15 protein-coding genes and 1 tRNA gene are annotated in these 12,486 nt (G+C 68.1%); 11 read left to right on the top strand and 5 right to left on the bottom strand.

All coding sequences use genetic code 11. The features are described 5' to 3' along the window. Window positions 1–11 precede the first annotated feature (11 nt). Entirely contained in the window at window positions 12–1,367 is a 1,356-nt protein-coding gene (locus RSP_RS12175; protein WP_011338470.1) for an MATE family efflux transporter, read from the top strand. Window positions 1,368–1,450: 83 nt separating this feature from the next. On the opposite strand, the gene RSP_RS12170 is transcribed toward RSP_RS12175, so the two are convergent. After that, a complete protein-coding gene (locus RSP_RS12170; RefSeq protein WP_002720951.1) occupies window positions 1,451–2,653 on the bottom strand; it encodes a pyridoxal phosphate-dependent aminotransferase in 1,203 nt (400 codons plus the stop codon). Window positions 2,654–2,767: 114 nt separating this feature from the next. Between RSP_RS12170 and RSP_RS12165 the strand changes: the two genes are divergently transcribed. From RSP_RS12165 to RSP_RS12155, 3 genes are all read left to right on the top strand, one after another. Next, on the top strand, window positions 2,768–3,166 hold the full coding sequence (locus RSP_RS12165; protein WP_002720950.1) for a helix-turn-helix domain-containing protein: 399 nt from the start codon (window positions 2,768–2,770) through the stop codon (window positions 3,164–3,166). Beyond that, window positions 3,163–3,432: an FAD assembly factor SdhE gene (locus tag RSP_RS12160; RefSeq protein ID WP_011338469.1), complete on the top strand. Its 270-nt coding sequence runs from the start codon at window positions 3,163–3,165 to the stop codon at window positions 3,430–3,432. The genes RSP_RS12165 and RSP_RS12160 overlap by 4 nt, the downstream gene beginning before the upstream one ends. Before the next feature lie 89 nt (window positions 3,433–3,521). After that, window positions 3,522–4,019 carry a MarR family winged helix-turn-helix transcriptional regulator gene (locus RSP_RS12155; protein WP_017139949.1) on the top strand — a complete coding sequence of 166 codons (498 nt, stop codon included), beginning with the start codon at window positions 3,522–3,524 and terminating at the stop codon, window positions 4,017–4,019. Window positions 4,020–4,448: 429 nt separating this feature from the next. Here RSP_RS12155 and RSP_RS12150 read toward each other — a convergent pair whose 3' ends face one another. Continuing rightward, window positions 4,449–5,585 (bottom strand): polysaccharide biosynthesis/export family protein, encoded by a 1,137-nt coding sequence (locus RSP_RS12150; protein WP_011338467.1) that lies wholly within the window; start codon window positions 5,583–5,585, stop codon window positions 4,449–4,451. Window positions 5,586–5,806: 221 nt separating this feature from the next. Here RSP_RS12150 and RSP_RS12145 point away from each other — a divergent pair, with 221 nt between their 5' ends. Beyond that, window positions 5,807–6,403, top strand: coding sequence for a riboflavin synthase (locus RSP_RS12145; protein ID WP_011338466.1), 597 nt, complete (start codon window positions 5,807–5,809; stop codon window positions 6,401–6,403). A gap of 1 nt (window position 6,404) precedes the next feature. Continuing rightward, window positions 6,405–6,965 carry a hypothetical protein gene (locus tag RSP_RS12140; RefSeq protein WP_002720945.1) on the top strand — a complete coding sequence of 187 codons (561 nt, stop codon included), beginning with the start codon at window positions 6,405–6,407 and terminating at the stop codon, window positions 6,963–6,965. Here RSP_RS12140 and RSP_RS12135 read toward each other — a convergent pair. Further along, window positions 6,947–7,165: a hypothetical protein gene (locus tag RSP_RS12135; protein WP_017139948.1), complete on the bottom strand. Its 219-nt coding sequence runs from the start codon at window positions 7,163–7,165 to the stop codon at window positions 6,947–6,949. The genes RSP_RS12140 and RSP_RS12135 overlap by 19 nt on opposite strands. Window positions 7,166–7,277: 112 nt before the next feature. On the opposite strand from RSP_RS12135, the gene ribB reads away from it, so the two are divergent. The 5 genes from ribB to RSP_RS12110 all read left to right on the top strand — a co-directional run bounded on the left by ribB (window position 7,278) and on the right by RSP_RS12110 (window position 11,108). Beyond that, entirely contained in the window at window positions 7,278–8,381 is a 1,104-nt protein-coding gene (gene ribB, locus RSP_RS12130; protein ID WP_009561762.1) for a 3,4-dihydroxy-2-butanone-4-phosphate synthase, read from the top strand. 3 nt (window positions 8,382–8,384) lie between these two features. Next, window positions 8,385–8,921 carry a 6,7-dimethyl-8-ribityllumazine synthase gene (locus RSP_RS12125; protein ID WP_002720942.1) on the top strand — a complete coding sequence of 179 codons (537 nt, stop codon included), beginning with the start codon at window positions 8,385–8,387 and terminating at the stop codon, window positions 8,919–8,921. After that, a complete protein-coding gene (gene nusB, locus RSP_RS12120) occupies window positions 8,918–9,391 on the top strand; it encodes a transcription antitermination factor NusB (protein ID WP_011841646.1) in 474 nt (157 codons plus the stop codon). The genes RSP_RS12125 and nusB overlap by 4 nt, the downstream gene beginning before the upstream one ends. Window positions 9,392–9,707: 316 nt before the next feature. Then, on the top strand, window positions 9,708–10,028 hold the full coding sequence (locus RSP_RS12115) for a hypothetical protein (protein ID WP_011338464.1): 321 nt from the start codon (window positions 9,708–9,710) through the stop codon (window positions 10,026–10,028). Window positions 10,029–10,235: 207 nt separating this feature from the next. Continuing rightward, window positions 10,236–11,108: a DUF481 domain-containing protein gene (locus RSP_RS12110; protein ID WP_011338463.1), complete on the top strand. Its 873-nt coding sequence runs from the start codon at window positions 10,236–10,238 to the stop codon at window positions 11,106–11,108. A 660-nt stretch (window positions 11,109–11,768) separates the two neighbouring features. Here RSP_RS12110 and RSP_RS12105 read toward each other — a convergent pair. Both RSP_RS12105 and RSP_RS12100 read right to left on the bottom strand, forming a co-directional pair. Beyond that, window positions 11,769–11,845: transfer RNA gene (locus RSP_RS12105), tRNA-His, on the bottom strand. A gap of 45 nt (window positions 11,846–11,890) precedes the next feature. Further along, window positions 11,891–12,376 carry a GNAT family N-acetyltransferase gene (locus tag RSP_RS12100; RefSeq protein ID WP_009561770.1) on the bottom strand — a complete coding sequence of 162 codons (486 nt, stop codon included), beginning with the start codon at window positions 12,374–12,376 and terminating at the stop codon, window positions 11,891–11,893. Window positions 12,377–12,486 lie beyond the last annotated feature (110 nt).

Genomic DNA, 12,486 nt, shown 5'->3' with positions numbered 1-12,486 from the left:
ACTGCTGCCGCATGGTCCGTAGTTCCACCTTCACCAGCCATGCGCGGGCGATTCTCGCGCTGGGGCTCCCCCTCGTCGGCAGTCATCTGGCGCAGATGTCGCTGCATGTCACCGATACGGTGATGCTGGGCTGGTATGGCGTGACCGAACTGGCCGCCGTGGTGCTCGGCGCCTCGCTCTTCTTCGTGACATTCATCCTGGGCTCTGGCTTCGCGCAGGCCGTCATGCCGATGGTGGCCGAGGCGCTCGGGCGGGGCGACGAGACGCAGGTGCGGCGCGACACGCGGATGGGGCTCTGGCTCTCGATCGCCTTCGGGCTGCTCGTCTATCCGCTCTTCTGGTTCTCGGGCTCGATCCTTCTGGCGCTGGGCCAGCAGCCCGAGGTGGCGGCCCTTGCGCAGGATTACCTGCGGATCGCGGGGCTGGGCATGGTGCCGGCGCTGCTCATCATGGTGCTGAAGAGCTATCTCTCGGCGCTGGAGCGGACGCAGATCGTGCTCTGGGCCACGCTTGCCGCGGTGGTGGTCAATGCGGGCCTCAACTGGGTGCTGATCTTCGGCAGGTTCGGCGCGCCGGAGCTGGGCGTGGAGGGGGCCGCCATCGCCTCAGTCGGGGCGCAGATCATGTCGCTCGCCGCGCTCGGCCTCTATGCGGCCCTTCTGCCGCCGCTGCGCCGGTTCAACCTGTTCCAGCGCTTCTGGCGCCCCGACTGGCATGCGCTGGCGCGGGTCTTCGCGCTGGGCTGGCCCATCGGCTTCACCGGGCTTGCCGAGGGCGCGATCTTTCAGGCGGCGGCGCTGATGATGGGCTGGATCGGCACCGTGCCGCTCGCCGCCCACGGGATCGCGCCCGAGGTGACGGCGCTGGCCTTCATGGTCCATGTGGGGATCTCGAACGCGGCGACGATCCGCACGGGCCGCGCGGACGGGGCGGGCAACACGGAGGGCCTGCGGGACGGAGCGAAGGTCGCGATCCTGCTCTCGCTGGGCTTCGGCCTCGTGATGGTGGCGATCTTCCTCTTGTTCCCGGGCCCGATCATCGCGCTCTTCCTCGACCGGGCGAACCCCGAGTTCGATGAGATCGTGGCCTTCGGCTCGGTGCTGCTGGCCTTCGCGGCCCTGTTCCAGATCGCCGACGCCATGCAGGTGATCGCGCTCGGCCTGCTGCGCGGGCTGCGCGACACGCAGGTGCCGATGTGGCTGGCGAGCTTCAGCTACTGGATGGTGGGGATCCCGGCGAGCTATGTGCTCGGCTTTCCGATGGGGCTCGGCGGCCCCGGCCTCTGGCTCGGCCTCGTGGTGGGGCTGACGCTGGCCGCGATCCTGCTCATGACCCGCTTCTGGCTCCGCGCGCCCCGGCTGGCCTGACAGACGGCCGGAAGGGCAGGCGGAGCCGCTGCGGTCCGACATGGCCGGGGAGGGGAGGCGCCTGCGCGCCTCCCCCACGCGCCTCAGCTCAGGCCGGCGCAGAAGGCCTGGATGCGGGCGCAGGCCTCGCGCAGCACCTCGTCGGCGGTGGCATAGCTGATGCGGAAGTTGGGCGAGAGGCCGAAGGCCGCGCCGAAGACCACCGCCACGCCCGTCTCTTCCAGAAGCGCCGAGGCGAAGGCCTCGTCATCCGTGATCTTCGCGCCGCCGGCCGAGGTCTTGCCGATGCAGCCCGAGATGTCGGGATAGACGTAGAAGGCGCCCTCGGGGTTGGGGCAGGTCACGCCCTTGGCCTCGTTCAGCATCGAGACCACCAGATCGCGGCGGCGCTGGAAGGCCTCGCGGTTCGTGGCGAGGAACTCCTGCGGCCCCGACAGCGCCTCGAGCGCCGCATATTGCGCGATCGAGCAGGGGTTCGAGGTCGATTGCGACTGGATGGTGCCCATGGCGCGGATCAGCTCGACCGGGCCCGCCGCATAGCCGATGCGCCAGCCGGTCATGCAGTAGGCCTTGGAGACGCCGTTGCAGGTCAGCGTGCGGTCGTAGAGGCCGGGCTCGATCTGCGCGGGCGTGGTGAAATCGAAATCGTCGAACACCAGATGCTCGTACATGTCGTCGGACATGATCCAGACCTGCGGATGGCGCATCAGCACCTCGCAGAGCGCGGCAAGTTCGGCGCGGGTGTAGGCCGCCCCCGTCGGGTTCGAGGGTGAGTTGAAGATGAACCATTTGGTGCGGGGCGTGATCGCCGCCTCGAGCTGCTCGGGCGTGAGCTTGAAGCCCGTCTCCATCCCGGCCGCCACGCTGACCGGCGTGCCGCCGGCCAGAAGCACCATGTCGGGGTAGCTCACCCAGTAGGGCGCGGGGATGATGACCTCGTCGCCCGGGTTCAGCGTCGCTACCAGCGCGTTGTAGAGGATCTGCTTGCCGCCGGTGCCGACCGTCACCTGCGCCGGCGTGTATTTCAGCCCGTTCTCGCGCTCGAACTTCTCGCAGATCGCGCGCTTCAATTCGGGGATGCCGTCGACCGCGGTGTATTTGGTGCGGCCCGCATCGATGGCGCGCTTGGCCGCGGCCTTGATGTTGTCGGGCGTGTCGAAATCGGGCTCGCCCGCGCCGAGGCCGATCACGTCGCGCCCGGCGGCCGCAAGCTCTCGCGCCTTGTTGGTGACCGCGATCGTCTGGGACGGTTTGACGCGGGCAAGCGTGTCGGAGAGGAAGGCCATGCGGGGGAAACTCCGGGGGAGGGGCGGCCGGACGGGCGGCCGGTTTGTAACTTTCGGCCATTTGTTCTAGGTTCTGCCCCGAAAGCGATCAAGCGGTATCGAGGGAGAGGCAGGATGGCGATGGACAATCAGGGCTGGTTCAGCAACGAGACGGCGACCTTCGGGGACCGTCTGGCAGGCGCCCGCGAGGCCGCGGGCCTCACGCAGGAAGAGATGGCGCGCCGGCTCGGCGTGCGGCTCAAGACCCTGCAATCGTGGGAGGACGATCTGGCCGAGCCCCGCGCGAACCGGCTGCAGATGATGGCGGGAATGCTCAATGTGAGCCTGCGCTGGCTTCTGACCGGCGAGGGCGAGGGGGCGGAGGGGCCGTCCGAGCCCGCGATCCTGACCAGCGAGGGGCGCGAGGCGCTGGCCGAGCTTGCGCGGATGCGCACGCAGATGCTTGCGCTGGCTCAGGAGATGGGGCAGCTGGAAAAGCGGATGCGGGCGCTCTTGCGCAAGGAGGCGGAATGATCGAGGCGGAGGACGCGCGGCTCAAGCGCATGTCCATGCGGTCGTGGCGGCGGGGGACCAAGGAGATGGACCTGATCCTCGGGCCCTGGTCGGACGCGCATCTGGCGGGCCTCTCCGAGGAGCGCCTTGCCCTCTATGATTCGCTCTTGAACGAGAACGACCAGGATCTCCTGCCCTGGGTGCTGGGTCAGCGCGAGCCGCCGGCCCATCTGGCCGCTCTGATCGCCGAGATCGGCGCCTTCGCCCGGTCCCGTCTGGCCCGCTGAGCCGGGGCGCGCTGAAAAGCCGTTCCGGTTTACGCTATGTTTGTGCTTTGTGCAGATTCTGTGTCCAGCAACGTTCGGTGGAGACAGGAATGACGGTACACGCAGGCATTCTCGATGGGACGCAGAAGGCCTTTCTGCTGGGCTATCTGGAAAGCCTTTCGCTAGTGGAGCGTCTGCACCGGCTGTTGCTCGACGTGGTCAAGGACGAGTTCGAGCGGATCGGGCTGCTCGAGATCAATCCTGTTCAGGCGCTGCTGCTGTTCAACGTGGGCGACAACGAGGTGACGGCGGGCGAACTGAAGACCCGCGGCTACTATCAGGGCTCGAACGTCAGCTACAATCTGAAGAAGCTGGTCGAACTCGGCTACATGCACCACCAGCGGTCCGAGATCGACCGGCGCTCGGTGCGGGTGCGGCTGACCGACAAGGGGCGCCACGTTCGCCAGGTCCTGTCCGACCTCTTCGCCCGCCATGCCGAGGGGCTCGAACGGCGCAATGTCGTGGGCGTCTCTGGGATGGAGGATCTGAACCAGGCATTGCGGCGCATGGAGCGCTACTGGACCGAACAGATCCGCTACATCTACTGACAGTTTCCGTGTGAGGGCGATGTCCGCGCGGCCCGCGCGATGGCGCGGTACCCGCGCACCCCACGGCACTCCGTCCCGAAGAGATCGATCCGAAGACCTGAGGCCCTCCGCCGTGGTCCCATCGATCCGCGCCTCGGACCATGCGGATGAGGGCCTTCTCCACCGCCAGCGCCTGTTGCGGAAGCGCCCGCCCGGCGCGGCCTGCCCGCCACGGTCCCGCATGGGCGGGAGCCCGTGCCGGGCCGGGCTGACGAAGATCTCGGCCGGGCGGAGCATCCTCGCCGGGCGGCTTGCGGATCGGTTGCGGGCGGCCTCCGCCTGATCGGCGGGGGCCGTGGGCCCCGCACCGGCGGGATCCGCAGATCAGTTGCGGGCGGCGTCAGCCCGATTGGCGGGGGCCGTGGGTCCCGCACCAGCGAGACCGGTAGATCAGTTGCCGACCGCCTCCGCCTGATTGGCGGCGGCCGTGGCGCCCGTGATCGCGCTGAGGGTTTTCTGCCATTGGACGAACGGCGCCTCGGTCACATAGACCGTGTCTCCGTCGCGGATCATGAAGTCGCGCGCCTCGAACAGACCGGTGGGCTGCGTCAGATCGAGCACATAGACCATCCGCTGATCGCCCACGAGATCGGTCCGCCCGAGCACCGAATTGGCGATCTCGGCGGGCTCGTCGCGCAGGACGAACACGCCCTTCGGATCGGCGAGGTTGGTGTTCAGGCCGCCCACCTGCGCCAGCGCCTCGACGGCCGAGACGTTCTGCGTCTCGAACTGGATGCGCGTCTGGCGCCCCGTCGCGCCGAGCGCCACGAACGAGCGGTCGTCCTCTTCCACCACGATCACGTCGCCCGGACGCAGGGCGATGTCGAGCGTGGGATTGTCGTAGAGATCCTGCAGCCAGATCTGGCTGGTGCTGCCCTTGCGGGTCACGCGCACGATGGCCGTGGTGACGGGCACGGTGGTGCCTCCCGCCCGGGCCAGCATCGAGGACAGAGTCCGCGTCGGCCGCTCGATCGGGAACACGCCCTGCGAGCCCACGGCGCCCGAGACGGTGACGGACGACCCGTCGCCCGCCAGCCGCTGCACCGACACCTGCGGATCGGGGGTCTGGGTGTCGAGCTTGCGGGTGATCGCCTGCCGGAGGCCGTCGGGCGTCTGGCCCGCGGCGCGGATCCGGCCGGCATAGGGCACATAGATGTAGCCCTGACCGTCCACCTGCACCTGATCGAGCGACGAGACCCGCTGGCCGCTGTTGCCGAGCAGCGGATCGTCACGGACGTTCTCGAAGACGGTGATCCCCACCGTGTCGCCCGCCGCGATCACGTCCGAGCCCACGAGGTCGGCCGTGCGGAAGTTCGAGCTGAAGCCGAAGGCGGGCGTGACGGCGGTGACGCGGCTCACGAATCGGTTGACCGGAACGATGAAGGCATCGCCCTGCCGCTCGACGGAGCCTGCGAAGATCTCGCGCTTGTGCGGCCCCGAGCGCGGCAGCCCGCAGGCGGCGACCGTCGTGGATACGAGCACGAGAAGAATGAGCGTCCTCGCGCCCCTGACGGTCGTAAGTCGCACTGCCCGGCTCCTCTTGGCGTTGCCTGAGTGTTTCGGGCGAAGCTAGCGGAACATGAACGGGATTGCCAGCGTGTGCGCAGAAAGGCGGCAGACGCGGGGGCGACTGTTGCCGACAGGTCTCCGCGACCGACCCGCCCTGTCCGCCGGGCGGCGCGGCCCGCAAAGCCGTTGCGCGCCGTCGCCCCGGAAGCTACCCCTTGGGCGAAGGACAAGGAGACGTCATGTTTACCGGGATCGTCAGCGATATCGGCCGCGTGCTGGAACTGGAACGGACGGGAGACCTCCGCGCCCGCATCGCCACCGCCTACGACGTGGAGGCCATCGACATCGGCGCCTCGATCGCCTGCGACGGCGTCTGCCTGACCGTCGTGGCCACGGGCACCGAGCCGTCTGCGTGGTTCGACGTCAATATCTCGGGCGAGACCCTGTCGAAGACCGTGATCGGCGACTGGGAGCCGGGTCGCCGCATCAATCTCGAGCGGGCCCTCAAGGTGGGCGACGAGCTCGGCGGTCATATCGTCTCGGGACATGTCGACGGGGTGGCCGAGGTGGTGCGGGCCGTGCCCGAGGGCGACAGTCTGCGCGTGACCTTCCGGGCGCCCGAGGCGCTGGCGCGCTTCATCGCGCCCAAGGGCTCGGTCGCGCTGAACGGCACCTCGCTCACCGTGAACGAGGTCGATGGCGCGGAGTTCGGGATCAACTTCATCCCGCACACGCAGGAGGTCACCACCTGGAGCGGCATCGCGCCCGGTCTGCGGGTCAATCTCGAGATCGACACGCTGGCGCGCTATGTCGCCCGGCTGAACGAGTTCGCCTGAGATGACCGGCCCGGGTCCCGGTCACAACGGCGGGCCTGCGCTTCAGCCCGGCGGCAGCTGGCGGCGGCACTGCTGGTCGAAGGCGCGGGCCGATCTCTTGCCGACTTTGCCGATCGAGGTCGTGCGCAAGCGCGTCTCCCGCGCGGCCGAGCTCGGGCTCGACTACCGGACCTATGCCTCGGTGCGGGCCGCGAGCGGCCATGACGTGGTGGCCTTCCTCTTCTCGTCCAACGCCCTGCGGGTGATGCCCGGGCAGGATCTGCCTGAAGATCGCGCGGGCAAGCTGCGCCGGCTGTGCGCCGGCCGGATCGGTCTGGCGCAGGGGCGGCTCGCGCCCGAGGCGCTGCTGGCGGCGGCCGAGGGCGTGCTCGATGCCGCCCATCCCGCGCCGCGCCCCTTCGCCGGCTGGTCCGAGAGCCGCGCCCGACTGCGGGCCGCCCTCGGGCGCATTCCCTCGGATCAGGTGATCCTCGTGGGAGAGGGCTGGTCCGAACGGGAATGGTCCGAGGCCGCGCGCCTCGCGGCCTGCCTCGATGTCGAGCGCTACATGGCCGCGGGCTGAGACGCGGCCTCGGGCGCCCGGGCGCGACCCCCGAGGAAGCGCCCGACCCCAGCCCGGAGCGCGGCCGTGAGCGCCACGCCCGCGTACCCGTAGACGGCACAGTGCCAGCCGGGGTTCACCGATCCGACGAGGATCGGCCCCGGAAAGCCCGGCATGAGCCATCCCGCCCGCCGACGCCAGGTGAAGGCATGGAACATCATCAGGGTGGTGCGCGCCCTTCGGGGCAGGGGGGGCGGGTCGTCTCTCCGGGATGAAGCTCTGGCCAACGGCGCTTCGTCGCGGTATGGGCAGGTCTGATCCCGGAGCGATGCGATGAGCCACAGCAAGACCGAATATTCCGACGCGATCTCGTCCATCGAGGAGATCATCGACGACGCGCGAAACGGGCGGATGTTCATTCTCGTGGACCACGAGGACCGCGAGAACGAGGGCGACCTCGTCATCCCCGCGCAGATGTGCACCCCCGCCGCCATCAACTTCATGGCGACCCACGGGCGCGGGCTGATCTGCCTCGCCTTGCCGTCGGCGCGGATCGACCAGCTCGGCCTGCATCTGATGACTCCGAAGAACTCCTCGCGGCACGAGACGGCCTTCACCATCTCGATCGAGGCGCGTGAGGGCGTCACCACCGGCATTTCGGCCGCCGACCGGGCCCGCACCGTGGCCGTGGCCATCGATCCGTCCAAAGGGCCGGCCGACATCGCGACGCCCGGCCATGTCTTCCCGCTCCGCGCCCGGGACGGGGGGGTCCTCGTCCGGGCCGGCCACACGGAGGCCGCGGTCGATGTGAGCCGTCTGGCCGGTCTCAATGCCTCGGGCGTGATCTGCGAGATCATGAACGACGACGGCACCATGGCCCGCCTGCCGGATCTCGTGGCCTTCGCCCAGCGGCACGGTCTCAAGATCGGCACGATCTCGGACCTGATCGCCTACCGTCGCCGGCACGACAATCTGGTGAAGGAGAAGGCGGTCAAGCACGTCACCTCCTGCTACGGCGGCGACTGGCTCATGCGCATCTTCTCCGACGATACGCAGGGGGCCGAGCATGTCATCCTGTCGAAGGGCAATGTCACCGACGGCGAGCCGGTGCTGGTGCGGATGCATGCGCTGAACCCGCTCGAGGACGTGCTGGGCATCGGCCCCGCCCATGCGGGCGATCTGCACGGCGCCATGCGCCTCATCGCGCAGGAGGGTCGGGGCGTCGTCGTGCTCCTGCGCGACGTCACGATGAAGCTTCCGATGGACGACGAGGCCTCACCCCAGACGCTGCGCCAGTATGGGCTCGGCGCCCAGATCCTCTCGGCGCTGGGCCTGTCCCAGATCGTGCTCGTCACCAACTCCCGTGCGCCGAAGGTGGTGGGTCTCGAGGCCTATGGCCTCTCCATCGTCGGCACGCACCATATTTCCGAGGTCTGACCGATGGCCGGTTCCGAAACCCATTTCACCCTGCCGCTGCCCGCCTTCGAGCGGCCGGCGAAGCTTCTGATCGTAGTGGCCCCCTATTACCGCGACATCGCGGACGATCTGATCGCCGGCGCCAAGGCGGTGATCGAAAGCTGCGGCGCGAGCTGGGAGCTGATCGAGGTGCCCGGTGCGCTCGAACTGCCGACCGCCATCGCCATGGCCGAGCGTCAGGCGAACTTCGACGGCTATGTGGCGCTCGGCTGCGTGATCCGCGGCGAGACCACCCATTACGACACGGTCTGCAACGATTCGAGCCGGGGGCTGATGCTGCTGGGCCTGCAGGGCGCCTGCATCGGCAACGGCATCCTCACCGTCGAGAACCGCGCGCAGGCCGTCGTGCGGGCCGCGCCCTCCGAGCAGGACAAGGGCGGCGGGGCCGCCGCCGCGGCGCTCCACCTCATCGCGCTGTCGCGCAGATGGTCGGGCCAGCGCAAGGGCATGGGCTTCAAGCCGGTGGACGAGTTCCGCGTCGCGGGGACCAGCGAGGCATGAGCGTGAAACCCGACAGGCGGCAGATGAAGTCGGCCTCGCGCCTCTATGCGGTGCAGGCGCTCTTTCAGATGGAGACCACCGGCCAGACGGTCGAGCAGGTGGCGCGCGAGTTCGAGACCCACCGGTTCGGCGCCGTCTATGAAGGCGACGAGATGGCCGAGGGGGATGCGAAGAGCTTCCGGGCGATCGTCTCGGGCGCGGTGAACCGTCAGGCGGGCATCGACCAGATGACCGACCGGGCGCTGGTGGCCAAATGGCCCATCGACCGGATCGACCCGGTGATCCGCGCGCTGTTCCGCGCGGCGGGCTCGGAGCTTCTCGAGAGCGAGACGCCGCCCAAGGTCGTCATCAACGAGTTCGTCGATATCGCCAAGGCCTTCTTCCCCGAGGGCCGAGAGCCGAAATTCGTCAATGCGGTCCTTGACCACATGGCGCGCGAGGCCAGGCCCGAGGCCTTTCCGCAGGGCTGATCGCGGCTCGACAGAGCTATCCCTCAGGGGGCTGGGGCGTTTCCGGCCGTCCGCCGCGGCGGAGGCTGCGCGATCAGCCGCGGGGGCGCGAGACGGGCGCCGATCTGTCTTTCTTCCCGCTTGGGAACAAAGGCCTGAGACCCCATGTTGGCGGCAGGATATCCGATCTGTCCCGACCGTTCCCGGTGCCCGCACGCGGCGCATCTTCCGGCGGAAGGGAAGGCAGGGCGAAGCAGCAAGAAACCTGCGCATCCGCTGCAGATTCTTGTGGCTTCATCCTCGGCGGACGGTATCGTGGTCGCAAGGAGTTCAGATCATGCCTCAGCTCGTCCGTCTCTACATCGTCAATGTCCTCATCGGTTTCGGGATCTCGGTGGCCTTCGTCGTGGCTCTGGTCGCGATGGATGTGGGCGGGCTCGGGCATCTGGTGCTTGAAACCGACATGGGCTGGCTGGGCGGACTGATGCTGGTCATGTTCAACGGCGTCGTCTTCGCGGGCGTGCAATTCGCCATCGCCGTCATGCGGATGGCGGATCCCGAGGACCGCACCCCACCCCGCGGGCGCCTGCGCCCCGTGCGGATGGAGCTTGTTCCCATCCGGGTGACGGTTTCTGCAGATCACAAAAAGCGGCGCTGAACGCTCCCTCAGCGATTATTCCTTTGGGCCCGGCTGCTTGAGCGTCCGGGCCTTCTCATGTCCGTCGCAAAGCTGTTGCACATTCGACACTATCGAAAGGATGCCCCCTGACCTAAGGGGGAACGTCCCCCGCTACCCCCGGTTGTCTCCCCGGCAGCACATGCCGGCCGCGAGCGTCGCGGCCTACCACTGACCTAGGGGACAAGCATGAAAGAGAATTTTCGCATTGCCGGCCTGACGGCTTTCGCCCTGCTCATCGGCACGACCGCCGTTCACGCGCAGGTGGGCACCCTCACCGGGACGCGGCAGATCGAGGATCGGATCGAGGACATCGAGGATGATGTTCAGGACGACCTCGAAGAAGCGCAGGATCCGTCCCGCTTCGGCAACCCCGAGTTCCGTCCCGGCTTCTCGGGCAGCGCCTCGCTCGGCTACAGCGGCAGCGACGGCAACACCGAGGAGCAGAACCTGACCATCGGTGCCCGTCTGCGCCACGCGCAGGGCCCGTATGTCCAGAACCTCGGCGTCGTTCTCGACTATGCCGAATCGGACGGCGACTCCGACCAGGAAGACATCTTCATGGTCTATGAGGGCAACTACTACTTCAACGAGCAGTTCTACGGCTTCGTGCTGGGTCGGGCGGAGTTCAACGGCCTCGCCGACGACGAGGATGCGACCGGCGAGATCGCCGACGTGCCGCTGGGCGAGCGGGTCAAGACCGACGGCTTCATCGGCGTCGGCCCGGGCTATCGGGTGATCAACCGTGCCGACATGACCTGGCGCGTCCAGGCCGGTGTGGGCCTCAGCTACCTCGAGTTCGGCGATGACCGGGACGAGTCCGAGGTGGGCTACATCGCCTCGTCGCGCTTCTTCTACCGGATCAACGAGAACGTCTTCCTGACCAACGACACCGACGTTCTGAGCTCGGACGAGGCGCTGCGCGTGAACAACGACTTCGGCGTCAACATCAAGATGACCGACGCCTTCTCGACGCGCGTGAGCTACCTGACTGACTATAACGAGAGCCGCGCGATCCGCACGGACAACAAGCTCGGCGTGTCGCTCGTCTACGGCTTCTGATCGCACCCCTGCGATCCTGTCAGAAGGGGCGGAGCAATCCGCCCCTTTTTCGTGCGGAGGAAACCTCTTCCGGCAGACCGGGCCAAGACGGCACCGCGCCGGCAGGCGCCCTCCGGCAGGAGCCGCGGGCCGAGCTCCCGAATTTCTGCCATGGCTGAGCACACCCTGGTGCCAGACGCGAGGCGAGGCGGTCCGCCCTGTTACCTCAGCGGAACCGAGAGAAGATCGAGCGCGGCTTGACGCCGATCCCTGAGCAGCGGATCGCCCTTGGCCCTTGGCCCTTGGCCCTTGGCCCTTGGCCCTTGGCCCTTGGCCCTTGGCCCTTGGCCCTTGGCCCTTGGCCCTTGGCCCTTGGCCCGTGCTGCAAAGAGGGAAGAAGTGGCGGGAACCGCGGCAGCCGTGGTGGCATGCGTTTCCCGAGAGCCTGAGACTCAGGTGGTCGCCAGATACCAGGGCCAGGACCCTGGCAGAGCCAGCTCCCTCGGATATGCTTATCGGCCACTGGAAAAGGACCACGCACGAGAGGGGCAGAACCCGCCATCGCTCTAGATAGGGTGCCGCGCTTAGGCAGGCAAGCCCGACCTTGGCGCATCTGCCCGCGAGATGGAGCTTTGGGGTGGCAAGCAAAAGGCCCGGACGCGATGCCCGGGCCTTATGAGATGGTACCGACTCCCCGGCTCGAACGGGGGACCCCCAGATCCACAATCTGGTGCTCTAACCAACTGAGCTAAGCCGGCACTCGCGGGCCATTTAGACTCGGCGGCGGGGGAATGCAAGAGGGCTCAGAGCACGATCTCCCATTCCTGCTCGATCACGTCGCGGCCGAAGGAATGGGCCGGGTGGGAGGTGACCCTCCGGAAGCCCGACGAGACATAGAGCGACTCCGAGGTGTGGTGCCCGTTGAAGGTCCAGAAGCAGAGGGACGCATAGCCGTGGGCGCGGGCAAAGTTCATCGCCTGCTGCAGGAGGTGGCGGCCGATCCCGCGGCAGCGCATCTCGGGCTCGACGAGGAACAGGCTGATCCGGGCGCTTTCGTCGCCCATGCGGGTGCAGAGCAGGCAGCCTACCCGGCGGCCGCCGAGACAGGCGATGAAGGCGCGCTCGCGGGCCGGATCGCGGGTGCGGATGAAACGGGACATGTGCTCGGCCACCTGTGCCTCGAAGCTCAGGTCGAACCCCGCCTCGGCCGCATAGATCTCGGCGTGCCGGGCCACGATCCAGCCCGCGTCGCCGATCTCGAGGTCGCGCAGTTCCAATGCGTCCTGCATCGCCGGAGGCCCTCCCTTTGCGATCATGAGGCGGGGGAGGGCACGGATCAAGGCGGCGCCTTGCCAGCGCGACAGAAGGGCGCTACGCCCACTCCACTGGCAACGGAGGA

The sequence above is a fragment of the Cereibacter sphaeroides 2.4.1 genome, from assembly GCF_000012905.2.
Taxonomy (GTDB): domain Bacteria; phylum Pseudomonadota; class Alphaproteobacteria; order Rhodobacterales; family Rhodobacteraceae; genus Cereibacter_A; species Cereibacter_A sphaeroides.
The sequence above is the reverse complement of the archived record's forward strand: the minus strand, read 5'-3'. Positions and strand labels throughout refer to the sequence as shown.

What these genes read in the sequence shown, in the direction of transcription:
- ribB (WP_009561762.1), top strand. Translation starts at nt 7,278, where the DNA reads ATGAGCCACAGCAAGACCGAATATTCCGACGCGATCTCGTCCATCGAG.
- nusB (WP_011841646.1), top strand. Translation starts at nt 8,918, where the DNA reads ATGAGCGTGAAACCCGACAGGCGGCAGATGAAGTCGGCCTCGCGCCTC.
- RSP_RS12170 (WP_002720951.1), bottom strand. Translation starts at nt 2,653, where the DNA reads ATGGCCTTCCTCTCCGACACGCTTGCCCGCGTCAAACCGTCCCAGACG.
- RSP_RS12165 (WP_002720950.1), top strand. Translation starts at nt 2,768, where the DNA reads ATGGCGATGGACAATCAGGGCTGGTTCAGCAACGAGACGGCGACCTTC.
- RSP_RS12135 (WP_017139948.1), bottom strand. Translation starts at nt 7,165, where the DNA reads ATGATGTTCCATGCCTTCACCTGGCGTCGGCGGGCGGGATGGCTCATG.
- RSP_RS12175 (WP_011338470.1), top strand. Translation starts at nt 12, where the DNA reads ATGGTCCGTAGTTCCACCTTCACCAGCCATGCGCGGGCGATTCTCGCG.
- RSP_RS12115 (WP_011338464.1), top strand. Translation starts at nt 9,708, where the DNA reads ATGCCTCAGCTCGTCCGTCTCTACATCGTCAATGTCCTCATCGGTTTC.
- RSP_RS12140 (WP_002720945.1), top strand. Translation starts at nt 6,405, where the DNA reads ATGACCGGCCCGGGTCCCGGTCACAACGGCGGGCCTGCGCTTCAGCCC.
- RSP_RS12160 (WP_011338469.1), top strand. Translation starts at nt 3,163, where the DNA reads ATGATCGAGGCGGAGGACGCGCGGCTCAAGCGCATGTCCATGCGGTCG.
- RSP_RS12125 (WP_002720942.1), top strand. Translation starts at nt 8,385, where the DNA reads ATGGCCGGTTCCGAAACCCATTTCACCCTGCCGCTGCCCGCCTTCGAG.
- RSP_RS12100 (WP_009561770.1), bottom strand. Translation starts at nt 12,376, where the DNA reads ATGCAGGACGCATTGGAACTGCGCGACCTCGAGATCGGCGACGCGGGC.
- RSP_RS12145 (WP_011338466.1), top strand. Translation starts at nt 5,807, where the DNA reads ATGTTTACCGGGATCGTCAGCGATATCGGCCGCGTGCTGGAACTGGAA.
- RSP_RS12155 (WP_017139949.1), top strand. Translation starts at nt 3,522, where the DNA reads ATGACGGTACACGCAGGCATTCTCGATGGGACGCAGAAGGCCTTTCTG.
- RSP_RS12110 (WP_011338463.1), top strand. Translation starts at nt 10,236, where the DNA reads ATGAAAGAGAATTTTCGCATTGCCGGCCTGACGGCTTTCGCCCTGCTC.